Annotated in this window: 16 protein-coding genes; 9 read left to right on the forward strand and 7 right to left on the reverse strand. The window is 61.1% G+C overall.

Annotated elements, in window-relative coordinates:
* Positions 1–181: 181 nt before the first annotated feature.
* The 4 genes from wecB to BLQ92_RS26600 all read right to left on the reverse strand — a co-directional run bounded on the left by wecB (position 182) and on the right by BLQ92_RS26600 (position 7,509).
* Positions 182–1,381 carry a non-hydrolyzing UDP-N-acetylglucosamine 2-epimerase gene (gene wecB / locus BLQ92_RS26585; RefSeq protein WP_090688687.1) on the reverse strand — a complete coding sequence of 400 codons (1,200 nt, stop codon included), beginning with the start codon at positions 1,379–1,381 and terminating at the stop codon, positions 182–184.
* Between the two features lie 109 nt (positions 1,382–1,490).
* Positions 1,491–2,099 carry a GGDEF domain-containing protein gene (locus tag BLQ92_RS26590; RefSeq protein ID WP_176860777.1) on the reverse strand — a complete coding sequence of 203 codons (609 nt, stop codon included), beginning with the start codon at positions 2,097–2,099 and terminating at the stop codon, positions 1,491–1,493.
* 506 nt (positions 2,100–2,605) lie between these two features.
* Complete coding sequence (locus tag BLQ92_RS26595) at positions 2,606–3,403, reverse strand: OmpA family protein (protein WP_090688693.1); 798 nt, start codon at positions 3,401–3,403, stop codon at positions 2,606–2,608.
* Positions 3,404–3,516: 113 nt separating this feature from the next.
* Positions 3,517–7,509, reverse strand: coding sequence for a YadA-like family protein (locus tag BLQ92_RS26600; protein WP_090688695.1), 3,993 nt, complete (start codon positions 7,507–7,509; stop codon positions 3,517–3,519).
* A 1,304-nt stretch (positions 7,510–8,813) separates the two neighbouring features.
* On the opposite strand from BLQ92_RS26600, the gene BLQ92_RS26605 reads away from it, so the two are divergent.
* Together BLQ92_RS26605 and BLQ92_RS26610 are read left to right on the forward strand one after the other, a co-directional pair.
* Positions 8,814–9,623 (forward strand): response regulator transcription factor, encoded by an 810-nt coding sequence (locus BLQ92_RS26605; protein WP_090688698.1) that lies wholly within the window; start codon positions 8,814–8,816, stop codon positions 9,621–9,623.
* A 130-nt stretch (positions 9,624–9,753) separates the two neighbouring features.
* Complete coding sequence (locus BLQ92_RS26610; protein ID WP_280517448.1) at positions 9,754–11,946, forward strand: sensor histidine kinase; 2,193 nt, start codon at positions 9,754–9,756, stop codon at positions 11,944–11,946.
* Positions 11,947–12,197: 251 nt separating this feature from the next.
* Here BLQ92_RS26610 and mdeB read toward each other — a convergent pair whose 3' ends face one another.
* Complete coding sequence (mdeB, locus tag BLQ92_RS26615) at positions 12,198–14,921, reverse strand: alpha-ketoglutarate dehydrogenase (protein ID WP_090688705.1); 2,724 nt, start codon at positions 14,919–14,921, stop codon at positions 12,198–12,200.
* A 152-nt stretch (positions 14,922–15,073) separates the two neighbouring features.
* On the opposite strand from mdeB, the gene BLQ92_RS26620 reads away from it, so the two are divergent.
* A complete protein-coding gene (locus BLQ92_RS26620) occupies positions 15,074–15,601 on the forward strand; it encodes an Lrp/AsnC family transcriptional regulator (RefSeq protein WP_090688707.1) in 528 nt (175 codons plus the stop codon).
* Between the two features lie 66 nt (positions 15,602–15,667).
* Here BLQ92_RS26620 and BLQ92_RS26625 read toward each other — a convergent pair whose 3' ends face one another.
* Entirely contained in the window at positions 15,668–16,177 is a 510-nt protein-coding gene (locus BLQ92_RS26625; RefSeq protein WP_090688710.1) for an Lrp/AsnC family transcriptional regulator, read from the reverse strand.
* A gap of 198 nt (positions 16,178–16,375) precedes the next feature.
* Here BLQ92_RS26625 and BLQ92_RS26630 point away from each other — a divergent pair, with 198 nt between their 5' ends.
* The 3 genes from BLQ92_RS26630 (at position 16,376) to BLQ92_RS26640 (ending at position 19,321) form a co-directional block, all read left to right on the forward strand.
* Positions 16,376–17,392 carry a 1-aminocyclopropane-1-carboxylate deaminase gene (locus BLQ92_RS26630; RefSeq protein WP_090688712.1) on the forward strand — a complete coding sequence of 339 codons (1,017 nt, stop codon included), beginning with the start codon at positions 16,376–16,378 and terminating at the stop codon, positions 17,390–17,392.
* A gap of 96 nt (positions 17,393–17,488) precedes the next feature.
* Positions 17,489–17,950, forward strand: a complete 462-nt coding sequence (locus BLQ92_RS26635; RefSeq protein ID WP_090688715.1) for a hypothetical protein — start codon at positions 17,489–17,491, stop codon at positions 17,948–17,950.
* A gap of 81 nt (positions 17,951–18,031) precedes the next feature.
* Positions 18,032–19,321 (forward strand): MFS transporter, encoded by a 1,290-nt coding sequence (locus BLQ92_RS26640; RefSeq protein ID WP_090688718.1) that lies wholly within the window; start codon positions 18,032–18,034, stop codon positions 19,319–19,321.
* Positions 19,322–19,372: 51 nt separating this feature from the next.
* Here BLQ92_RS26640 and fdhA read toward each other — a convergent pair whose 3' ends face one another.
* The gene (gene fdhA / locus BLQ92_RS26645; protein WP_090688721.1) at positions 19,373–20,572 is read right to left on the reverse strand and encodes a formaldehyde dehydrogenase, glutathione-independent; all 1,200 of its coding nucleotides are present in this window, start codon (positions 20,570–20,572) and stop codon (positions 19,373–19,375) included.
* Between the two features lie 264 nt (positions 20,573–20,836).
* Between fdhA and betI the strand changes: the two genes are divergently transcribed.
* From betI to betA, 3 genes are read left to right on the forward strand one after another with little or no spacing between them, the layout of a single operon-like run.
* On the forward strand, positions 20,837–21,424 hold the full coding sequence (gene betI, locus BLQ92_RS26650) for a transcriptional regulator BetI (protein ID WP_090688722.1): 588 nt from the start codon (positions 20,837–20,839) through the stop codon (positions 21,422–21,424).
* A gap of 56 nt (positions 21,425–21,480) precedes the next feature.
* Complete coding sequence (gene betB, locus BLQ92_RS26655) at positions 21,481–22,959, forward strand: betaine-aldehyde dehydrogenase (RefSeq protein ID WP_090688725.1); 1,479 nt, start codon at positions 21,481–21,483, stop codon at positions 22,957–22,959.
* An 11-nt stretch (positions 22,960–22,970) separates the two neighbouring features.
* Positions 22,971–24,692, forward strand: coding sequence for a choline dehydrogenase (gene betA, locus BLQ92_RS26660; protein WP_090688727.1), 1,722 nt, complete (start codon positions 22,971–22,973; stop codon positions 24,690–24,692).
* Positions 24,693–24,830 lie beyond the last annotated feature (138 nt).

Below are 24,830 nucleotides of genomic sequence, written 5' to 3' on the forward strand. Positions count from 1 at the left end.
GGAAAGCACATGTGCGGCTGGCCCGTATGGGCCGTGTGGCGCGCGAAACAGAAACAGGAGTCACGGTCGTCTATAGAGTGAGGTGAGGCAACTGGAATGTGAGCGCCGTGATTCATGCTCTACGGTGCTTGCTCGGTTGGTGTGCGGCCCACCGGCCGCCTCTAAACGTAACGTTCGGCGCTCATCGAGATTCGAGGCACACAGCCGGCGCCGGATGTGCCGGCAACGCATGGTGGCACGCTGTCGACGCGTCGAATTCGTCGAACGCGCGGCCAGCGAGCGCCGCCACAATGCGCTCCGACGCTCGCCCGTCGCCATACGGATTGCGCGAAGTCGGCGCACGGGACGCATCCTGGCGCTCGAGATGCGACAACACCGCATTGCGGATCGCCGCCCGGTCGGTGCCGACCAGTTGCACGGTGCCCGCCTCGACGGCTTCCGGGCGCTCGGTCACATCGCGCATCACCAGCACAGGTTTGCCGAGCGCGGGTGCCTCTTCCTGAATGCCGCCCGAATCGGTCAGGATGAGCGATGCGCGTTGCATCAACCGGACAAAGCCGAGATAGTCGAGCGGATCGATCAGATGGACGTTGGGCGCATCGCCAAGCGCATCCTGAACGGGACCGCGGACGTTCGGATTCAGATGCACCGGATAGACAATCTGCACCGCCCCGCTCAGCGCGAGGTCGCCGAGCGCCGCGCAGATGCGCGCGAAACCGTCGCCAAAACTCTCGCGGCGATGTCCGGTAACCAGCAGCATCGGCAACGTGCCGTCGAGGAACGGCAGGCGCGCGTCGAGTTCGGCGCGCAGCGCGGCGTCGCAATCGATGCGCGCGATGGTCATGTAAAGCGCGTCGATCACCGTATTGCCGGTCACGATAGTCCGGCCGTACAGCCGCTCGGCCGCGAGGTTCGCCTTCGAGCTCGCAGTCGGCGCGAACATCAGGTCGCTCATCACGTCGATGACGCGCCGGTTCATTTCCTCCGGCCACGGTTGCATCAGGTCGCCGGTGCGCAGGCCGGCCTCGACATGGCCGATCGGGATGCGGCGATGAAACGCTGCCAGCGCAGCCGCCGACGCGGTTGTCGTATCACCGTGCACGAGCACGCGATCAGGCTTTTCGGCGGCGAGCACGTCGTCGAGCAACGCGATCAGGCGCGAGGCCAATCCATTGAGCGTCTGGTTGCCGGTCATCACCGCGAGATCGTGCTGCGGCACGATCTCGAAGAGATCCAGCACCTGGGTTAGCATCGATCGATGCTGGCCGGTCACGCAGACAGTCGATTCGATCGCCGCATCCCCTTCCAGCTGCTTGATGAGTGGCGCCATCTTGATGGCTTCTGGCCGTGTGCCGAATATGGTCATGACTTTCAGCGGCATCCGTGGGCACCCTGTCTGGTTGGTGAACTGCCGCTGGTCGATTTCAGGCTGGAGCTCCGGAACATACGCTGCTCCCGGGTCCTTCGGCCCATCACTGAATGGCTCATGGTCAGATTGCCATCAACTTGATCTGGTCACGCCCGCTACGCTTGGCTTCGTAAAGCACCCTGTCGGCATCGAGATATAACTGCCGGTGCGGCGCCATCACGGCACTGTGTCGGTCATGCCAAACGACACCAAAACTGACCGTCAATACACCGTCGCGCCCATGTGGGTGAGGCAACCCCAATTCCCGAACCTTGTGCCGCACGCGATCGATGATGCGCAGTGCCATGGCAGCCGAATCCATAAAGAGCAGCACACAGAATTCGTCGCCTCCCATCCTGAACAACAGATCCTGATCCTGACGCAGCTGGCTCATCACGACGCGCGCAATCAGACGCAATGCGTCATCACCAGCGCCGTGCCCATATGAATCGTTGTATGCCTTGAAATGGTCGATATCGAACAGACAGAAAGCGAGCGAGTGCCTGCGCGCTCTTAACGCCGAGTCATGTCTGAACTGGTCATCGAAATGGCGGCGGTTATACGCGCCAGTCAGGTCGTCTGTAAAGGCCAACTGCGTGAGCCGGGAATTCTCCGCTTCCAGATCGCGGATCCGGCGCACCAGACGCGCCCGCTCCCTGTCTCTGATCTTGCCAAGCAACTGGTGCGTCAACCGTCTGGCACGTATTGTCCAGGCAGACCGGCAAACGCCGGCCACACCGTAATGGTTCGAATTCATCGGAGTTTTGATTTTTTCATAACGCGTCTGGTCCGGGCGCGGAGTAATGCCATCCCTCCTTTTGTTGCCAAAATGGAGACTACATTGTCACGGCATCGGTTCTGGATATCAGCGCGCTGGCGTTTTGACAAAGACTGTGTCGCGCCGCGTCGCAAAGAATTATGGGTACCGTGACCAGCACACGCTTTTGCCCGAGGGGCGAAATGCTTTGCTTGGGAGGAAATTTGTTTGCTATTCGCTTTGGAACGGCAGGTATTGACAAGTTGCCCGGTGGGCGGACGCGCGAGGGCGGCCGTGGCGCTTGAACGAAATCAGCGCCTCGGCCGATGGCAGAGCGGAAACGGAAACTTCCTTCATGCCCCGTGATAGTCGTCGACCACAGCGGTCCCTTGGCAATACCGTTGTGGTTAGACGAGCGGGTACGTCGGCAATGGCCTATTTCAGCCGCGGCCTTGCACCGTGATCGAGACACGCCGGTCAGGTTGCAGACATGCGGTCAATGCGTGCACTTCGCCGTCTGGACAATGCGTTAGCGGCTGACTGGACCCGACGCCTTCCGTATGAATGAGGCTGCCGTCCAATCCGTGGGCGATCAGATATCCGCGCACCGAATCGGCCCGAGCGAGCGACAGAGGCTGGTTTGCGGAGGCGGGACCGATACGGTCGGTATGTCCAACAACGGTAATTGCGGCGATTTCCTTATGCGCCTTGATCCGCTCGATTGTCTTGTCAAGCGCCGCTCTCCCCGAAGGCAACATGGAATCGAGACTCGATTTGCCGAACTCGAACAAGGCATCGCTCTGGAGTGTGAACTGCTCGACGGTCGGAACCTGCGGCTCTGCTGGCACCGGCATTACCGCCGCGGCCTCGCGAAGAAATTCGGCGCATGCAGGGTCACGCCAGTAGGTATTGCTCACCCTCATGTCCTTGTCGAACTGCACCTGATACTGGCAAGTGATCGTGTCCCCCCCTCGACGGAAATCGAACAGGTAGTTCCAGACATGGCCGCCTACGAACCATTCGTGAAAATGAGGTGGCCCGAGCAGGTCGAACATCTGGTCCTTGTTCAGACCGGGGGCAACGTTGCGCAGGTTGTCGACGTTGACAAACGTGCCGCCCGTTGGCGTTGCCGAATGAGGATCCGGAAACCTGGGCGGGGAATCGGCGGTAGCACAACCTTGAAGGGCTACCGTAGCAAGCAAGCTGACCGACATTGCTAGCAACCATTGGCTTTTCATGTATGCATCTCTCATCGAATATGGGGGCTATGCGTCTGATGCGCAGCGGTGACTATTACGGCGATGTCGCCAACGATCGCCATATCAGCGTCCATTGGCGATCGTGCAGGCGATTACCACTGGTAACCTGCACCCACGACGGCGCCATAGTAGCCTTGCGTATTGGTTGAAACCGCAGCCTTGTAGATCCAGTGATTGTTATCCGAGATTGTGGAAATTCCGATCGCCTGCCCTGATTGGCCCCGATAAACGCTGCCCGCGACCGATACCATGCTTCTTCCAGGCCCGGAGGGTTGCGGCAATCCCGCGACAGCCATCGCAGTTGCGATTCCGGAGTCCGCATCACGCTTCAGCTGTTGAATCTGATTATCCGTATACGCGTTTGCCTGCGAGACGGCACTCCCCACTCCGGCGTTCAACTGCTCCACATTGACGGCGTCGGTGGGTGCCGTACCTGCCGCGACATTGGTGACTTGCCGTGGCGTATCGGCTGACCCCACCGAGACGACGTTACTGCGACCCTCGTCGTTACTACCGGCGCCGATGGCCACCGAGTTGGATCCTGACGATGTCGCTCCCTGACCCAGGGCCGTCGAGCTGTTGGCGATTGCCTGCGAGTTGTTGCCTACGGCAGTGCTGCTGGTCCCGGAAGCAACTGCTCCCTGGCCACCCGCCGACGAATTGGATCCCGTTGACGCTGGCGGCGTTGTCGTCCCCGAGGTGGACGGAAAACCACCATTGCTGCCGCCATTCTTGTTATTGATCAGCGTGGTCAACTGCGTCTGGACTGCTTCGAGCTGGCTCACGTTGACTGCGTCGGTCCCGACACTGCCTGCCGCCACCCCTGTGATCTGCCGGTTTCCGATATTGACTTCCCCTGCTGAGGACTGCGGGCTGCTCAGACCATAAGCAATGTAGTTCGACAATGCGCCGACCGTGGTCACCGACCCTGCTCCCAGGGCAACACTGTTCGCGTAGGTTGCGGATGCGCCAGCACCTAGCGCCACTGCGTCGGTCGCGCTGCTTTGTGCGCCGGAACCCAGCGCCACGCCGCCCGCGGCCGTTACACCGGCATTCGCGCCCTGCGCGACAGACTGTGCGCCACTCGCGGTAGCGCCGCTACCCAGCGCGATCGCGTCGGCCTGATTCGAGTTCGCTGCCTCGCCGATCGCGACACCACCCGGCGCGTTCATATTGACGATGGCACCGTTGCCGATCCCCACACCACTGTCGCCATTGACCACCGTCGTCGGTCCAACTGCGATCGACTGGCTGCCTACTGCCAGCGAGTCCGCTGCGGTCGAGTTGACGTGAAAGTACTCGATGGGCGTCACCGCGAACGAGGACAAGGCCCCGGCAAGTTGCCGCACGGTGACAGCGTCTTGCTGTTGCGTCCCGTCTGCGACATTGGTCAACTGGCGATACGAATTGGCGGTTCCGAACGACACCGCACCCAGCAGCGTCTCACCGGTGGTGTTATAGGGAATCACATAACTGCCGCTCGTAATCGAACCTGAAGCAGGAACAATCGCGCGGCTAGACACAGACCCCGAGCCTATTGCAATCGCGCCCGCTACAGAGGCCGTCGCCTGCGCGCCCAGCGCCATAGCATTGGCGGCCGTTGCCTGCGCACCGTTGCCTGCAGCGAAGCTGCCAGCTCCACTGGCTACCGCCTCAGGGCCGACGGCGATACTGTTGGTACCGGTTGCCTGGCTATCCGCTTCTGTGGAGTCAGCATGAAAGTACTCAATGCCCGCGCCGTTGTTAATGTTATTGAGGGAGTTCTCGACATTGGTGAGGCCGATGTTCAACCCGCCAAGTGCCGAACCGACATTGTTGTAGGTGTTGCCCTGCACGGTGTAGCTCGGTGCCGAGACGCCGCTGCCCGGCGTGTACGTCGAGCCGCCGCCCAGCGCAGAAGCAACCGTCGTCCCGGTCGCGTTGCCTGCGCTTGCCACAGAAAACAGTTGTGAGCCGTTGACAGCATCGGTCGAGGTCGTTGAGAGGACGCCGGCGGCAACGTTCTGGAGTTGCCGTTCCGAGCCGGCCGCGCCGATCGAAACCACAGAGGTGGGCGCGGCTGCCGCAGCCGTACCGCCTGTCATGTCAAACGTTCCGGTATGCGTTCCCGCTGCTGTGGACCCAGCCCCCAGAGCGACATCGCTCGCATTGCTGGCTTGCGCACCATTGCCGATTGCAACCGAAGACGCCCCCGTGGAAACAGCAACCGGGCCCACAGCGACGCTGTTGGTACCGGTCGCGGTCGAATCTGCCAGCGTCGAGTTCGCATGGAAGTATTCGATCCCGCCGCCGCTCAGTGAGTTGCTGATGCTTTGCAGCGCACTGCCCACGTTGTTGTAGGTATTGCCTTCGATCGTATAGCTCGGCGCACTGATCGCTCCGGTCGAGCTGTTGTAGGTCGCTCCACCGCCCAACGCACTCGCCGTCGCGCTGCCCAGGTTGTTGACGCCGGTTGCGACCGAGAACAGTTGCGAGCCGTTGATCGCGTCGGTGCTGCTCGCCGAGATCACGCCTGCCGCCACGTTCTGGATCTGGCGCTCGTTGCCCACGCTGCCTACCGAGACGACGCCAGAAGCGGTCTTTGCCACGCCCGCTGCGGTGCCGCCAAACAGTGCAGTCGTGCCTATGTCGGCTACCGCCGTGCTCGAGCCCGCCCCCAGCGCCACATCGTTTGCATTGGTCGCCACAGCGTTCGAGCCCAGCGCCACGCCGTTGGCGCTGCTTGCCGTCGCGCCCGCCCCCAGCGCCACACCGCTCGTCGCAGCACTCTGGACAATGGCCCCATTACCGATCGCCACCGAGCCCGCGACATTGGCCTGTGATGCGTTGCCGAGCGCGACCGAGCCAAGTCCCGTCGCCACGTTCGTGTTACCCAATGCGACTGCACCATTGCCGTTTGCGGTGTTGTCGGCACCCATCGCCACTGCGCCGTTACCGGTGGCCGTGTTCGGATCGCCAATCGCTACTGCGCCGTTGCCGCTTGCCGTCTGGCCTTGGCCTAGCGCTACTGCACCCGTGCCGCTAGTGACCTGTGAGTCGTGTCCGCCCGCAATCGAGCCGGTGCCGGACGCTGCGGCCACTGTGTTGGTGTCGCCGAGGGCGACGGTCGAAGCGGCAAGCGCTCGCGAAGCGTTGCCGATGGCCGTGGCACTCGTGGCTGACGCCAGCGTCGAGGTGCCGAAGGTTGCCGAGTTGCTGCCGCTCGCCGTACTGCTAAAGCCAATCGCGGTTGCCTGCAAGCCAGAAGCCTGCGTACCCGAGCCAGGAACACCCGCGGTTCCACCCACGCCGATTGCTACCGCAGCGGTGCCGGACGCGCCGCTGTTGACGCCTATCGCCACGCCGGATGCGCCACCGGCCGATGCACCCGATCCTAGCGCCACCCCCGCAGCAGCGGTACTGTTCGTAATTGCCTCATAGCCAATAGCGACTGAATAACCACCTGCCGCAGTCGACACCGTGGTCAACGCAGCGGAATACGCCCCCGACGCAATCGCACCGGTGCCGAGCGCCGTGGCGTTAGTATTGTTGGCGGTAGCAGTGGGCCCTAGCGCAACGCTGAATGATCCGCTCGATACCCCATTAAAGCCAAGGGCTACCGCTTCATTTCCCGAGGCGGCAGCGCCCGCGGCTAGTGCGATCGCTCCCGCGCCGGTTGCCTGTGCGAGATTGCCGATTGCCACGCCGTATATAAGAGAAGCCGTCGAATCGGGACCCATCGCAATGCTGCTCGTCCCAGAGGCTGTCGAACTCAAGCCGATCGCGGTCCCATACTCTCCGCTCGCAGTGCTGCTAGGGCCGATGGAAATTGTATTGCCCCCTGACGCTGTGCCGCCGTCGACCGCATACTGCGCGTGCGCGCTTTGCGTCGCTACGCCGACCCCGAGCAACATCATTGCCGCAGCGGCAATCGACCGCACGGCACTCCCATGCTGGCGCGTATCAGCCGCGGCACCTCTCACGCGCTGGTCCTGAAGGCCTACCGCGTGCCCGTCCTTGCCTTTACCGCAGCCCTTGTCGTTTTCCGACGCCGCAACGAAGGCTTCCAGCGCCCTGTTCCATACAGTTCGATATACCTTGTTCATATGTTTTCCTATTCGATATTGCGAGCGCTTATCCTTGCCTTCCACAAATACAATTACGTATATATGTCGAAAGAAAAGTGTTGGCGTTGCGTTGCCTCATCGCGGGGGATTACATTTTATTGAATCTTTCATATCTCTTTCGCAATCCTAAATATGATCGCGCGCCATCCTCCTTCTGTGAGCATTCACACGAGGAAGATATTGATAATGAACGGCTAAAGCATTTCTACTTTCTGGCATCCAGGCCGTGCAGGTTGCAGCGGGCTGTTGACTTATGAGGGTCCGAAGGGCGACAGCATATGGATGTCAATTGTATGAAAGGGGGCCAATTGCCTATCTAAACGCGATTTCTTGCCTGCCAAACGTTTGCCTTGCACCATGCTGTCCAGAGTACCCATAGTTAACGCTCCCAATGACGTGCCGCGATCGTGTTTCCAGCGCTATGGCGAACGCTCACACGCCGCGCTGCAAGCGTCATATGTCTATTTCAAGAATGTTTTGCGCACTATGTGAACAGACAACCGGGAAATGTTCACGGCGACGTGGACTTTCCGTGACGCAACGTAAGGAAATGTAATTTTCCGTAAGTGCTGAATGAGACTCTCGCACAGCCTTTTTCATTTGTCTACTGAATCTCGGCGATTTAACCATGTCGCCAACGAAACAACGAAGAGGTTCGTGGAGCGTGATGTGGGTTAGCCACTCCTCGACTCATTTTGTTGGAGTTTCTTATCGAAGCGTATAGCCGCGAGACGGCTAAAGTTATATTGAACGACCTTCACTCGGCGCAGGCGTGACTTGCAAGTTGACAAAAGCCTCGACAAGATTTGACCACTCGACAAAATCCGAACAGGCAATGTCGTCTCAGTCCGTGCTGGTCGCCACAGCCACACGCCCAATCGCTACCGTTTCGCTATAGGCTCCTGTCGATGAACCCGAATTCGCGACTGCGGCAGTGCCGATTGCAATCGTTGTCACGGCCCGTGGCCGTTGCCGGAAAGAATTATGCGTAGCTCAACTGGCACACGCGTTTGCCCGGGGGACGAAACACTTTGCCCGGGAGAAAATTCGTTTACTATCCGCCTGGGAACGGCATCCGGTCACACGAAACCCTCGAAGCCCGCCACCCAACGCAGTCCAAGGTCGCGGGCGGACCAACCCACGGCGCCTTTGGGTTTGAATTGGAATTTCGATCTGATATTCTGCGCGGCTTTACATGATCGACACTCTGCAAGCCTCAACTTGCGCGTGCAGCCGCCGATAACCAACAAGAACGTTATTCGCAAGCTCCTTTCGCATACACGATGCCGCCCCGAGATACCGCCCTAACGGATGCCCATCTTCTTGTGGTAGATGATCAGCCGGAACAGCTCCAATTGTTAATTGGCCTGTTGCGCAATGCAGGATGCCGGATTAGCGTTGGCTTCGACGGGTCACAGGCGTATCAACGAGCATTGGCAATTTCACCCGACCTGATCCTGATGGACGTACGAATGCCGCGGATGGACGGATTTGCCGCCTGCCGGCTTCTTGCGGCAGACCCCCGCACGAGTGCGATTCCCGTCATATTTCTTACTGTGGCCGCAGACCTGCACGACCGCCTCGACGGTCTGGAAATCGGCGGGGTCGACTACGTGCTCAAGCCATTCGAGCCGGCCGAGGTACTTGCACGGATTCGCGTTCACCTCACCCGGGTGAACGGCAAACGGAATGTCGAACAAGAGATGTCCGCTTCGGACTTAACAGGCAACAGTGTCATCGTTCGCGCGGCCATTCGACATTTGTCGGAAAGGCTGAACAATCCGCCAACGGTCGAACAACTCGCCCGCCTCGTGGGAACCAATGAAAAGCGACTGTCGCGCGCGTTTCGGGATAACCTTGGCCGGACCGTATTCGAGTATCTCCGGGATGAACGCTTGCGGATTGCGCAAAGGTTGTTGAGCGGTACGCCATTGAGTATCAGCAGCATCGCCGATGAGATTGGTTTTTCCAGTGCTGCGAATTTCGCCACGGCGTTTCGCGAGCGATTCGGCGTGACTCCCTCAACCTATCGGGAAGAACTCCGCAGTCAGGACCTGACTAGCACCCACGAACCCGTCCTCGATACCGAGTGACGTCATCATGACAACAGCCAGGTGGCGCCGCTTGGTGTTCTTATGTCTGAGTTGGTGGACAACTCACGCATTAGCCATCGGTCTCGAGACGGCTGGGAAACAAACCCAACAGGGCCCCTCCTTGGGGAAGGTGCAGGTATTCGAAGACATCTCGGGCAAGATGAGCCTGGACGACATACTCACGCTGTCCGCAGGAAACCCACGCGGCTTCCTTCCCGTGCAGCGGGATAGATTAAAACCAGGTTTTACCCACTCGGCATGGTGGCTACGCGGGGTGGTGAACAACCAAAGTGCAACCACCCTCCCGCTCGTTCTCGCACTCCCGGACGCGCGCCTCCAGCACGTAGACTTTTACACCGGGCGCGGCGGCCACTGGATCCATGGCGGCACCGATCCCGCCGACCTGGCATCTCGTCCAGCTTCGTCCCGCTATCCCTTGGTGGATTTCACGCTCGCTCCCGGTGAACAGGTTCTTTTCCTCGTCCGGGTGGCCAGCGATACCGCACTCACTCTCGAACCGAGGCTGTATTCTGCAGCGGCATATGATGCGATGGAGAAACGTGCAGCGCTCTGGGATGGAGGATTGATTGGCGGAACGCTGGCACTAGCGTGGTGCGCGCTGCTCATCGCTTATTTTTCTCGCAGCGGCTCGTTTTTGGTACTGGCGGCCCTGTGCGCCATGACAGCGCTATTCGAAGCCGCGGATCGCGGCTACACAAAGATCTATCTATGGCCGCAGGCAACCGACTGGAGCTCTAGAAGTGTGACGGTGTTCGGATGTATTGCCGTGCTGCTGTTCATTGTCTTCATCTTGCGCATCGCACACGACGAAAAGGCAAAGCTGCCCGCCCGCTATATATTGTTCGGGTTTGCGTTGCTAGAGTGCGTCGCTGCTACAGGAGCCGCATTCGGCAATCTGTTCGTCTTCGCGCAACTCGGCTTGCATCTCAACGCGCTATTTGGTGTTGTCACGGTGGTCATTGCTGCACGCCTCGCGCGTCAGTCGACACCCACCGCGCGGATCATGCTGCTCACCATGATCTTCTCGCTGTTCAACTTTGCGTTGCGTATGCTCGAAGAACTCAGCTCTTTGCCGGCTGGACTGGCATGGCTGAAGTCCGACATTCATCCGAACCCCGTAGTCGCCATCATTGGACTGGCCACCAATCTTATTGTGCTTGCGGCGTGGATAAACCACGTTGGAAAGCAGCGAATAGCGGTAAGAACCGAACTTGCGGACTGGCAAAGAACCGAACATGACCGGCTACGAGACCAGGTTGCGCAGCGGACCTTGGAGCTAAATGAGACCTTGGGTTACGCGGAAGAGAAAAACCAGCAACTGATTGAAACCTTGGGTTACGTCAGTCATGACCTCCGTGCGCCGCTTGCAACCATTACAAGCTATGCCAGACTGCTGCTGAATCTCGCGGATTCAAAACAGGAGAGCCTGATTCAAGCCATCGAGCGCAGCGTGAACTATCAACTCGGCCTGATCGACGAACTGGTTGGGTACGCGAAAGCCGAGTTGCAACCGTTGGATATCGTCCCGGTCGTAACCGACCTGCCCGCACTTCTCGACGACATTGCCGAATACGCGCTCGCACTCTGCGTACAATTGAACAACCAGTTCCACTATCAGGCACTGACATCGTTGCCCCGTCGACTGATAATCGATGGCCACCGATTGCAACAGGTTTTGCTCAATTTGCTGTCCAATGCATCCAAGTTCACTCGTGACGGCATGGTCATGATGACGGTGAGAGCACGCCGGCAAGACCATCAATGGCACATCGGCTTTGAAGTCGCAGATACCGGCGTCGGTATGGACATTGATGAACAGTCGAAACTCTTGACGGCTTTTCGCCAGATACAGTCCGTGAACGGCAGCACGGGGCTTGGCCTGTTTATCGCGCAGCGCATTGTCAACATCATGGGTGGCGACTTGCGCGTTTCAAGCGCGCCGCATCGCGGTACCTCTTTTTCTTTCGAACTCATCGTTCCTACTGCGGAAGATCCGGACGCTTCGCTGTCGAACCTCGTACAGTACTCTTCCGGCGGCCCTGCGCAGATCCACCCACGATTCAAACACCGGCTCGCCGTCACCGTTCTTCCAGAGGGCGATCGCCGGGAGCTAGCCGTTCTGGCGAAGGACGGGCGCCTGACTGACATAGAGCGATGGATCGACAAGATGCTCAGCATTCACCCTTCATGCGCAGCATTTCTGACTGAAGCGCGGCATTGTCTAGAAGCACTGGATTTCGCAGGTATCGAGGCTCTTGCTCTTGCACCGTACGAAACAAGCCGCGTCGCGCGACCTTGCTAACTTAAGATCCCTGCGCTTGCTCGCTGGGTTCATTGTGCGAGTCACGGCGCTCGATGCCGGAAACCTGGCACCGTTGCCCGCACCTGCTACTGCGCCAGGACCGTCAACTGCCGCAACTGTTCAAGCAGATTCACAGCGGGGCTCGGCAAAAATAGCGTCGCGACGCCTGAACGATTTGTAGTGTAGCGTGAGGGCATAAGCTGTTGATTTTATTTACTTTCATGTTTCAGATTTTGAGTTGGCGCGCACGCTTACCGCTCCCACGAAGCCGCGTCGACGGGCGCTCCCTTGCCATAGCGCTGCCGCGCGTCGCCAACCACGCCTGCTTCGATCTCCCCCTCATCCGCGAGTGCCTTCAGCGCAGCGATCACGATCGACGCGCGGTCGACCTCGAAGAATTCGCGCAACGCCGCACGCGTGTCGCTGCGCCCGAAGCCATCGGTGCCTAGCGTCACATAGCGGTGCGGGACATACGCGCGGATCAGTTCGGGAATCGCGCGCACGTAGTCCGTCGCGGCAATCACAGGCCCGTTTGATGCAGCAAGCGCCGACGTCACATACGGCTGAGGCGCCGACTCGCCGAGACGTTCAAGCCGCTCAGCCGCCATGCCGTCACGCTGCAATTCGGTGAAACTAGTCACACTCCACACGGCGGCCTCGACACCCCACTCGTCCTTCAGCATCTGCTGCGCGGCAAGCACCTCAGCGAGAATCGCACCGGAGCCGAGCAGTTGCACTTGCACGGCCTCGCGCAATTCTTCAGAAGACAGCGGATAAATCCCCTTCAGAATCCCCTCGCGCATGCGCTGCAAATCGCCCTCAGGAACCGACGGCTGCGCGTAGTTCTCGTTCATCACGGTCACGTAATAGAACACGTCGCGCTGCCGCTCGACCATCTCGCGCATGCCCTCATCGACGATCGCCGCTACTTCATAAGCAAACGCCGGATCGTAGGCACGGCAGTTCGGAATCGTGGATGCTGCCAGATGGCTGGTGCCGTCCTGATGCTGCAGCCCTTCGCCACCCAGCGTGGTCTTGCCGGACGTCGCTCCAATCAGGAACCCACGTGCGCGCTGATCGGCCGCGGCCCAGATAATGTCGCCAATGCGCTGGAAACCGAACATCGAGTAGTAGATGTAGAACGGCAGCATCGGCAGATCGTGCACGCTATACGAGGTCGCCGCCGCAATCCACGACGACACCGCACCCGCCTCGGAAATGCCCTCTTCGAGAATCTGCCCTTTGGTGTCCTCACGGTAATAGAGCATCGAGCCGAGGTCCTCAGGCTCGTACAGTTGCCCCAGCGGCGAATAGATGCCGACCTGGCGGAACATGTTGGCCATGCCGAAGGTACGCGCCTCGTCGGCGACGATCGGCACCACCCGCTGGCCGATCTGGGTATCCTTGAGCAGCGCGGTCAGCATGCGCACCAGCGCCATCGTCGTGGACATCTCGCGGCCACTCGCTTCCAGCGCGAATTGCCCCCAGGTTTGCAACGAAGGAACGATCAGCCCCTTCGTTGCGACTCTCCGCCTTCTGGGCAGATAGCCCCCGAGTGCCGCCCGGCGTGCATGCAGATACTGCATTTCCGGGCTGTCTGCTGCTGGCTTGTAAAACTTCACCTGTTCGACGTCCTGATCCGAGAGCGGCAAACGGAAACGGTCGCGGAACGCCTTCAGGTCGTCGAAATCGAGTTTCTTCTGCTGATGCGTCGTCATGCGGCCCTGGCCCGAGGCGCCCATGCCGAAGCCCTTCATGGTCTTCGCGAGGATCACCGTAGGCTGGCCGCGATGCTCGAGCGCCTTCGCATAGGCCGCGTGCAGCTTGCGCACGTCATGGCCACCGCGGCGCAGACGGTCGATCTCGTCATCGCTCAGTTGTGCGGCAAGCGCGGCGAGTTCCGGGTTCTGGCCGAAGAAACGGGCGCGGTTATACGCGCCGTCATTCGCCGAGAAGGTCTGGAACTGGCCGTCCACCGTCTGGGCGAAGGCACGCATCAAGGCGCCGGTGCGATCGCGCGCAAACAACGCATCCCAGTCCGAGCCCCACACCACCTTGATCACGTTCCAGCCCGCGCCGGTGAAGTGAGCTTCCAGTTCGTCGATGATGCGGCCATTGCTGCGCACCGGCCCATCGAGCCGCTGCAGGTTGCAGTTGATCACGAACACGAGATTGTCGAGCCCTTCGCGCGCCGCCAGCGAGAGCGCGCCGAGCGACTCCGGCTCGTCCATCTCGCCGTCGCCGAAAAAGCCCCAGACCTTGCGGCCTTCGGTCTGCGCGAGCCCGCGGTTCTGCAGATAGCGCATGAAGCGCGCCTGGTAAATCGAGTTGATCGGGCCGATGCCCATCGAGCCGGTCGGAAACTGCCAGAAGTCCGGCATCAGCCACGGGTGTGGATAGGAACACAAACCTGGTCCGGCGATTTCGCGCCGGTAGTGCTGCAGGTGTTCCTCGCTGAGGAAGCCTTCGAGGTAAGCGCGCGCATAGACGCCCGGCGACGAGTGCGGCTGGAAGTACACAAGATCGCCGCCCGTGCCCTCTCCTGCTTTGGCATCACTTGCGCGAAAGAAATGATTGAAACCGACTTCGAACAGATCCGCCGCCGACGCGTAGCTCGCAATGTGCCCTCCCAGTTCCCCATACGCCTTGTTGGCGCGCACCACCATTGCGAGTGCGTTCCAGCGCAGCGCCGCAGCAAGCCGTTCCTCGAGTTCGAGATTGCCCGGATAACGCGGCTGCTGGTCGAGCGCAATCGTATTGACGTAGGGCGTGACGCTCGTGCGCGACGACTCGACACCCAGCGACAGCGCGTGGGCCGCGAGCCGGTCGAACAGATACTGCGCGCGGTCACGGCCGACGTGCACGACGACACCTTCGAGCGCATCCAGCCACTCCGCGGTTTCCGCCGGATCGCTATCGTTCTCGACGCCACCGGAAGACCTCAACTGCAACGCACCGCTCGACAAATCCGTCATGACATCGCTCCCGCCTGGAGGCATTCGGTTCTCAAATGGATGGGTCCATGTTAACCATCAAGCCACAAAATAGGCGTCTCATTTGCTTGCTGTTCGGCTCTGCGGTAGTGTGTTTATTCTGCGCATACCCTCATTTACGGAATATGTCATCTATGACCACGCCGCCGAAACGGCTCGACCGCATCGACATCGGGATACTCAGCCAGTTGCAGCAAAACGCCCGCATCACCAATTCCGAGCTGGCGCGCGCGGTCAACCTGTCGCCCACGCCCTGCTTCAACCGGGTGCGGGCGCTCGAGAAACTCGGCCTGTTCAAGCAACAGGTGACGCTGTTGAATCCCGAGCCGTTGGGTTTGCGCATCAACGTGTTCATCCAGGTGAGCCTGGAAAAGCAGGTCGAAGAGGCCTTGCAGCGCTTCGAAGAGGCCATCTCGGCGCGCCCGGAGGTGATGGAGTGTTATCTGATGACGGGCGATGCCGACTATCTGCTGCGCGTGGTGATGCCCGACATGCAGACGCTCGAGCGCTTTATCCTCGAACATCTGACGAAAATACCGGGTGTGTCGAACATCCGTTCCAGCTTCGCGCTCAAGCAGGTGCGCTACAAAACGGCCTTGCCCCTGCCCGCGTCGGGGCTGACGCTGGTCGATCCCGATGATGTGGCGACGGACTGGCGCTGAGGGTGAACGGGCGTCATGCGTAACGTTTGAGGAGGCTTACGTTGCGCAGCTTAGGAAGCGTTCGGCCTAGAGGGGGATGCTTGTGGTCGAGAGAATCTCCTTGAGGACCACGAAGGAGCGGATCTGCCGCACACCCGGCAGGTAAAGCAATTGCTCCGCGTGAAGCCGGTTAAAGCTATCGCTATCCTTCGTCCGTACCAGCATGAAGTAATCGAACTCGCCCGTCACAACGTGGCACTCCATACAACCCGACACTTTCTGCGCGGCTGTTTCGAAGTCGGCGAACGAATCCGGCGTGGAGCGATCCAGCACCACACCGATCATCACCAGCATGCCGGCGTCGAGCGCCTTCGCATTCAGTAGCGCCACCACGCCGCGGATCAATCCCATTTCCTTGAGCCGCTCGACCCGCCGCAGACAGGCCGGTGCGCTCAGATTCACTTTGGCTGCGAGCGCCACATTCGAGATCGACGCGTCGCGTTGCAACTGACGCAGGATGGCCCGATCGACGCGATCGATCTCCGGGCTTGCCTGGCGGGCCTCCGGCGTAGGGTTACGAAATTTTCTTGCGGACATGGGGACTCGAAAGAAGGAAATGTAGGTCAAAAATACCATCAACCTATTTAAAGCCACAATTCGTCAATATCTTCGCAACCAGGCTTCTTCCAAACTTTTCTACCATAGACTTCATCGCGGCATCAATGGAAAGCCCTCCAGGCGTCGAGCGCTCGGGGTGCGTTGATGCTGAGACTCTCTTCATCACCGGAGCCTCGCATGAATCTGAAGAAATTCCCCCGCCATTCGCTCACCTTCGGCCCGACACCCATCCAGCCATTGGCGCGCCTGAGCCAACACCTGGGCGGCAAAGTCGAGCTGTACGCGAAACGCGAAGACTGCAACAGCGGCCTCGCGTTTGGCGGCAACAAGACCCGCAAGCTCGAATACCTGATTCCCGAAGCGCTGGCGCAGGGTTGCGACACGCTGGTTTCGATAGGCGGCATCCAGTCGAACCAGACGCGCCAGGTGGCCGCGGTCGCCGCGCACCTGGGCATGAAATGCGTGCTCGTCCAGGAGAACTGGGTGAATTACTCCGATGCGGTGTATGACCGCGTCGGCAACATTCAGATGTCGCGCATCATGGGTGCGGACGTGCGTCTCGTCGCGGACGGTTTCGATATCGGCTTTCGCAAGAGCTGGGAGGATGCGCTGGAAAGCGTGCGCCAGGCGGGCGGCAAACCGTACGCGATTCCGGCGGGCTGCTCGGATCATCCGTTGGGTGGCCTGGGATTCGTGGGCTTTGCCGAGGAAGTGCGGCAACAGGAAGCCGAACTGGGGTTCAAGTTCGACTATATCGTCGTGTGCTCGGTGACGGGCAGCACGCAAGCGGGCATGGTGGTCGGCTTCGCAGCGGACGGCCGCGCCGAGCGCGTGATCGGTATCGACGCCTCGGCCAAACCCGCGCAAACGCGCGACCAGATCTTCCGGATTGCGAAGCAAACCGCCGAGAAGGTCGAATTGAGCCGCGACATCGTGGCGAAGGATATCGTGCTCGACGAGCGCTACGGCGGACCGGAATACGGCCTGCCGAATGAAGGAACAATGGACGCCATTCGCTTGTGCGCCAGGCTCGAAGGTATGTTGACCGATCCGGTGTACGAGGGCAAGTCGATGCAAGGCATGATCGACAAGGTACGGCTCGGCGAATTCCCCGCCGGTTCGAAGGTGCTCTACGCTCACCTGGGCGGTGTGCCGGCGCTGAACGGCTATAGCTTCCTGTTCCGCAACGGTTGATACGAGAGAAGACGGAGCGCGTGATCGTGTCCAACGCCGCATGTCCAACGCGGCGCATCCAACGCGGCGTGTCTGACGCGGGCAACGGAGAATCTTATGCAATCCGGTGGTGAAACACACGCCTGGCATTGGTGGCGCGAGCCGTCAAAGCTCACCCAGGTCTGCATTGTCACTGATGGCAGCGTGGCGGACACCTTCGAGCGGGCCTTGGTGGCGCGTTTAGGAAACTCACCACAGGTAGCCTTGTTGCACCTCTCCCACCCGGCGGCGGCACATGCCGAATGGCTTGCTACACGCGAGTGTCGTCAAACCAGGCCACGCCAAGCAGGAAACGCGCTTGAACGGGCCATCGACCCGCTCCCGCGCGACAGCCGCCTGCTGTTGTGTTCTGTAGATGTGGCTGCACTGGAGTGGCTAGGCGGAGTGATCGGGCAGCGGGTTTTCTTCGCCCACTATCGGCCCGGTTCTGACAAGGCGACGCAACTCGCGGCCGTGATCGGCACCGTGGAAGATGCCTTACGCGCTTCATTGACGGAGAAGTGGGGAGACAGTTACTGACGACTGATGCCAGCATCGAGCGGGCGCGCTGAAGGAGCGTTTTGCTCGAGCGAATACTCCCCCTACCTTCTGGAGTGTCAAATGCAAACCGCCGCGACTGTGACCGATACCGTTTCGATTGAGACCAGGCGTTCCAGCTTTTACTGGATCATCATGGCCGCCTCGATCGGCAACGCACTTGAATGGTTCGACATTCTGATCTACGGGTTTTTCGCCACCACCATTGCCAGGACGTTCTTCCCGGCTTCCAACGCCACGGTGTCGCTCCTCGTGACGCTCGGCACATTCGGCATTTCGTACCTCATTAGACCGGTCGGCGCGCTCGTGCTTGGCTCCTACGCGGATCGGCGCGGCCGCAAGGCGTCGATGATGGTGTCGATCGTCATGATGATGGTGGGCACCGCCATGATCGCCCTGATGCCGAGCTACGCGACGATAGGCGTCGCAGCGCCGATTGCGCTCGTGTGTGCCCGTCTGATTCAGGGGTTTTCCGCCGGAGGCGAATTCGGCAGCACGACCGCTTTCATGGTCGAGCAGGCGCCCGATCGAAAGGGCTTCATCGCCAGCTTCCAGTTCGCGAGCCAAGGCCTGAGCTACCTGCTCGCAGCCGGGTTCGGGGCGATCTTGACGAATACCTTAGATACGGCTTCGCTTGAATCATGGGGTTGGCGGCTGCCGTTCCTGTTCGGCATCCTGATCGGACCGGTCGGCCTATATTTGCGCAAACACGTCCACGAAGGACAAAGTTTCCAGGAAGCGAAAGCGGAAGAGTCGCCAGTCAGCGCTGTTTTTGCGCGCCAGAAGGGCCGTATGCTCCTCGCCATTGGCACGCTGGTCCTTTCGACCGGAACCAGTTACGTCATTCTGTACATTCCGACCTACGCGGTTCGCCAGCTTCACCTTCCCGAGAGTTTCGGTTTCACCGCGACGGCGCTCACAGGTGCGATTCTCACGTTTGTCACGCCGTTCGTCGGCCACCTCTCCGACCGGATCGGGCGGGTCCGGATGATGACGTGGGCCGGCATCGTCTTTACGCTGACCATTTACCCCGTGTTCAAGAGTCTCGGCGAACATGCCAGCCTTGCCGGACTCATGGCGATGATGGCTTGGGTGGGCCTGCTGAAGGCGGTGTATTTCGGCGCCTTGCCAGCGTTGATGGCCGAGACGTTCCCGGTCGAAACGCGGGCCACCGGCATGGCGATCAGCTACAACATTGGCGTAACCGTTTTTGGCGGGTTCGCGCCGCTCATCGTGGCGTCGCTGATTCAGGCCACCGGCAGCAACATGGCGCCGGCCGTTTACCTGATGCTGCTCGGCGTTATCAGCCTGGTTGCGCTATGGCGATGCCGCAAGACGCTGAATCTGCGCTAACGCCGAGATCCAGAGCAGCGGCCCAGCACCAGTGGGCCGCCGCCCGCTCCATCAAGCCGCCTTCAACAAGCCATGCGGGTCGATGACAAACTTGCGCGGCGCGCCGCCATCGAACTTGCGATAGCCTTCCGGCGCCTCATCGAGCGACACCACCGTCACATTGACGATCTCCGCAATCGGCAGCCGGTCCCACAAAATCGCCTGCATCAGGTTGCGGTTGTACTTCATCACCGGCGTCTGCCCGGTATGGAACGAGTGGGACTTGGCCCAGCCAAGGCCGAAGCGGATGCTCAGGCTGCCCTTGCGCGCCGCGGCGTCGGCCGCACCCGGATCGTCGGTCACATAGAGGCCGGGAATGCCGATCGCCCCGGCCACCTTCGTGACATCCATCAGCGAATTGAGCACTGTCGCGGGCGCTTCTTCATGGTGACCGTGGCTGCCATGACCATGCGCCTCGAAGCCCACGCAATCCACCGCGCAATCCACTTCCGGCTTGCCGAGAATCTGCGCGATCTGCTCGCCAAGCGTCGCATCGAGCGACAGGTCGACCGTTTCGAAGCCTACCGCACGCGCATGCGCGAGACGTTCGGCGTTCATGTCGCCGACAATCGTGCATGCCGCGCCCAGCAGGCGCGCCGACGCAGCCGCCGCCATCCCGACCGGTCCCGCACCCGCGACATACACCGTGGCGCCCGGCTTCACACCCGCCATTACCGCGCCGTGATAACCGGTCGGCAGGATATCGGACAGGCAGGTCAGGTCGCGGATCCTGGCCATCGCGCGATCGCGGTCCGGGAATTTCAGCAGGTTGAAGTCCGCATACGGCACCAGCACATACTCGGCCTGGCCGCCGATCCAGCCACCCATATCGACGTAGCCGTATGCCCCGCCGGCACGCGAGGGGTTCACGTTCAGGCACACGCCGGTGTGCTGCTCCTTGCAGGTCTGGCAGCGGCCGCACGCCACGTTAAACGGCACCGAGACCAGATCGCCGATCTTCAGCGTCTCGACATCGCGCCCTAGTTCGACCACCTCGCCGGTGATTTCATGGCCTAGCACCAGCCCGACCTCCGCTGTCGTGCGGCCACGCACCATGTGCTGATCGGAGCCGCAGATGTTCGTCGATACCACCTTGAGAATCACGCCATGGCCGATGTCCCGGCCGCTGGGGTCGACCATCTTCGGATAATCGATCGGCCGCACTTCGACCTTGCCCTGCCCCAGATACACGACTCCGCGATTGCTGCTCATTGTCTCGTCTCCATGTTCGTCTCGCTGCTCGGTTGATAGCGTTTTTCGCCACGGCACCCGGCGAACGCCGCTGCTTCGAGCGTATGCCCTGAGCCCCTGCGACAAGTGTGCAAAACCCGACATGGGCTTGCCCCAAACCGACAACGCCACCGGCAACGCAGTTTTTGTTGATTGAACGATCAATAAAAAACCGCTAGAGTGAGGTCTTTCGCCGAGGCCGCAACCGCAAGCCAAACGGAACCGCAGTCCGAACCTGAGAGAGCCATGCCCAAAGTCGGAATGCGCGAAGTGCGTCGCGCGCAACTGATCGACGCCACCCTGCTTACCATCGACCAGGCAGGGCTTGCGGGCACCACGCTCGCCTCGGTGGCGCAGCGCGCGAACATTTCGACCGGAATCGTCAGCCATTACTTCGGCGACAAGGATGGCCTGCTCGAAGCCACCATGCGCCATATCCTGCGCGACCTGTGGGTGGCCACAACTCGCCGCAGAATGGCGGCCAGATCCCAACCGCGGGCCCGTTTGCGCGCCATCGTGGCGGCCAATTTCGACGTTAGCCAGGTCAGCGGCCCCGTGATGAAAACCTGGCTGGCGTTCTGGACGCAGAGCATGCATGAGCCGCAACTCAGGCGACTGCAGCGGGTGAATACCCGGCGGCTGTTTTCGAATCTGTGTGCGGAGTTCGCCAAGGAATTGCCACGCACCGCAGCCCGGCGCGCCGCCAGCGGACTCGCCGCGATGATCGACGGACTGTGGCTACGCGGCGCGCTCTCGGGCGATCCGTTCGACACCAAGGCGGCCCTGCGGCTCGCCAACGACTATATCGACCTGCTGCTTGCCCCCGAAACCTGAGTCCTGATTTCTGAGCTCACGTCAAGCAACGTCGCCTGCCTTCAAGGAGAATCCTGATGTCCCAGTTACCCGCTCACGGTCTGCAACGTCTCTACATTGGCGGCGAGTATGTCGATGCCACCAGCGGCGCCACCTTCGACACCTTCGATCCCGCCACCGGCGAAAAGCTTGCCACCGTGCAGCAAGCGAGCGCCGCGGATATCGACCGCGCCGTGCAATCCGCCCACGAAGGACAACGCCAATGGGCCGCGCTAACGGCGATGAAGCGCTCGCGCATCCTGCGCCGCGCAGTGGACCTGCTGCGCGAACGTAACGACGAACTCGCCGAACTCGAAATGCGCGACACCGGCAAGCCGATTGCCGAAACCCGCGCGGTGGATATCGTCACGGGGGCGGACGTCATCGAGTATTACGCGGGCCTCGCCACCGCGATCGAGGGCCAGCAGATTCCGCTGCGCGCCCAGTCGTTCGTCTATACGCGGCGCGAACCGCTCGGCGTGACGGCCGGCATCGGCGCCTGGAACTATCCGATCCAGATTGCCTGCTGGAAGTCCGCACCGGCGCTCGCCGCAGGCAACGCCATGATCTTCAAGCCGAGCGAAGTCACACCGCTGTCCGCCTCGAAGCTCGCGGAAATCTATCTGGAAGCCGGCGTGCCGCCGGGCCTGTTCAACGTCGTGCAGGGCGATGGAAAAGTCGGCGCGATGCTCGCCGCACATCCCGGCATAGCCAAGATCTCATTTACGGGTGGCGTCGAAACCGGCAAGAAAGTGATGTCGCTCGCGGGCGCTTCGTCATTGAAAGAAGTCACGATGGAACTCGGCGGCAAGTCGCCCTTGATCGTCTTCGAAGACGCCGACCTCGACCGCGCGGCCGACATCGCCGTCACGGCGAATTTCTTTAGCGCCGGCCAGGTCTGCACCAACGGCACGCGCGTGTTCGTCCACCAGTCGGTGCAGCAGGCCTTCGAAGCAAAGGTGCTCGAACGGGTCAAGCGCATCCGCATCGGCAAGCCGTCGGACCCAGCGACCAACTTCGGGCCGCTCGCCAGCGCCACGCAGCTCGACAAGGTGCTCGGCTACATCGAAAGCGGCAAGCAGGAAGGCGCACGCCTCGTAGCGGGCGGCGCGCGGATTATCGAAGGCGACTTCGCACGCGGCCAGTATGTGCTGCCCACCGTATTCGCCGACTGTCGCGACGACATGAAGATCGTCCGCGAAGAAATCTTCGGCCCCGTGATGAGCCTGCTCACCTTCAGCGACGAAGACGAAGTGATCGCACGCGCCAACGACACGATCTACGGCCTCGGCGCAGGCGTGGTCACCGAGAACCTCGCACGCGCCCACCGTGTGATTCACCGCCTCGAAGCCGGCATCTGCTGGATCAACACATGGGGCGAATCGCCGGCCGAAATGCCGGTGGGCGGCTACAAGCAGTCGGGCGTGGGCCGCGAAAACGGCATTACGACGCTCGAGCACTACACGCGCATCAAGTCCATCCAGGTCGAACTGGGCCAATACCAGCCGGTGTTTTAAGGGGGCGCAGCATGGCAGCAAAGGAGTACGACTACATCGTGATCGGCGCGGGCTCGGCGGGCAATGTGCTGGCGACGCGGCTGACCGAAGACCCGGGTGTCACCGTGCTGCTGCTCGAAGCGGGCGGCCCGGATTACCGTTTCGATTTCCGCACGCAGATGCCGGCTGCGCTGGCGTATCCGCTGCAGGGACGGCGCTACAACTGGGCCTACGAGACCGAACCCGAGCCGCACATGAACAACCGCCGGATGGAATGCGGGCGTGGCAAGGGCCTCGGCGGCTCGTCGCTGATCAATGGCATGTGTTACATCCGCGGTAACGCACTCGATTACGACGGCTGGGCCGAGCGCAAAGGCCTCGAAAACTGGAGTTATCTCGACTGCCTGCCGTACTTCCGCAAAGCGGAAACCCGCGATATCGGCCCGAACGACTATCACGGCGGCGATGGCCCCGTCAGCGTGACCACCAGCAAACCCGGCGTGAATCCTTTGTTCGGCGCGATGGTCGAAGCGGGCGTCGAGGCCGGCTATGCGCGCACCGACGACCTGAACGGCTATCGGCAAGAGGGCTTCGGACCGATGGACCGCACGGTGACGCCCAACGGACGGCGCGCCAGCACCGCGCGCGGCTATCTGGATCAGGCGCGGCAACGGCCCAACCTCACCATCGTCACCCACGCGACCACCGACCGCATCCTGTTCGTCGGCAAGCGCGCCACCGGGGTCGCCTATTTGCACGGCAACACCTCGCTTGCCGCCTACGCAAGCCGCGAAGTGCTGCTGTGCGGCGGCGCGATTGCCTCGCCGCAGATCCTGCAGCGCTCGGGCGTGGGCCCCGGCGCGTGGCTGCGCGAACTGGACATTCCGCTCGTGCTCGACTTGCCAGGAGTAGGCCAGAATCTGCAGGACCACCTCGAGATGTACATGCAGTACGAGTGCAAGGAGCCGGTCTCGCTCTACCCGGCGCTGCTGCTGCACAACCAGCCCGCCATCGGGCTCGAATGGATGCTGAAGGGCACGGGGATCGGCGCCAGCAACCACTTCGAAGCGGGCGGTTTTATCCGTACCCGCGACGACGATCCGTGGCCGAACATCCAGTATCACTTCCTGCCGGTGGCGATCAATTACAACGGCACCAATGCGATCAAGATGCACGGCTTCCAGGCGCACGTCGGCTCGATGCGCTCGCCAAGCCGTGGGCGCATCAAGCTGCGCTCGCGCGATCCCCGCGAACATCCGTCGATTCTCTTCAACTATATGGCCGAGGCGCTCGATTGGCGCGAGTTCCGCGACGCCATCCGGATTACCCGCGAGATCATTCGCCAGCCGGCGCTCGACCGCTTCCGCGGCCGTGAACTGAGTCCGGGCGCCGAACTGCAAAGCGACGCGGAGATCGACGCGTTCGTGAGAGCGCGGGCCGAAACCGCCTATCACCCGTCCTGTTCCTGCGCGATGGGTTATGACGAGATGGCCGTGGTCGACAACGAAGGCCGCGTGCACGGTCTAGAAGGACTGCGGGTGGTAGACGCTTCGATCATGCCGCGCATTACCACCGGCAACCTGAATGCGCCCACCATCATGCTGGCCGAAAAGATCGCCGACCGGATTCGTGGCCGCGATGCACTGGCACGGGTCGATACGCCCTACTTCGTGGCAAACGGCGCACCGGCACGCGGCACGGCTGCACGCCAGACGGCGAGCGAAGCTCAAGCGGCCCCTGTGCACGCCAGTTGAACATCCGGGCGCGCCAATCCGCAACGGCATTCAATGACCGGAGCCAGGTCGAGATGGCGCGCCCGTTCCATCCGAATGCCGATTTCGTTCTATGTCGGCCTTTAATGGTCAAGTCTACTGAATGGAACCAGGCCTCGC

The organism is Paraburkholderia phenazinium (genome assembly GCF_900100735.1).
GTDB lineage: Bacteria > Pseudomonadota > Gammaproteobacteria > Burkholderiales > Burkholderiaceae > Paraburkholderia > Paraburkholderia phenazinia.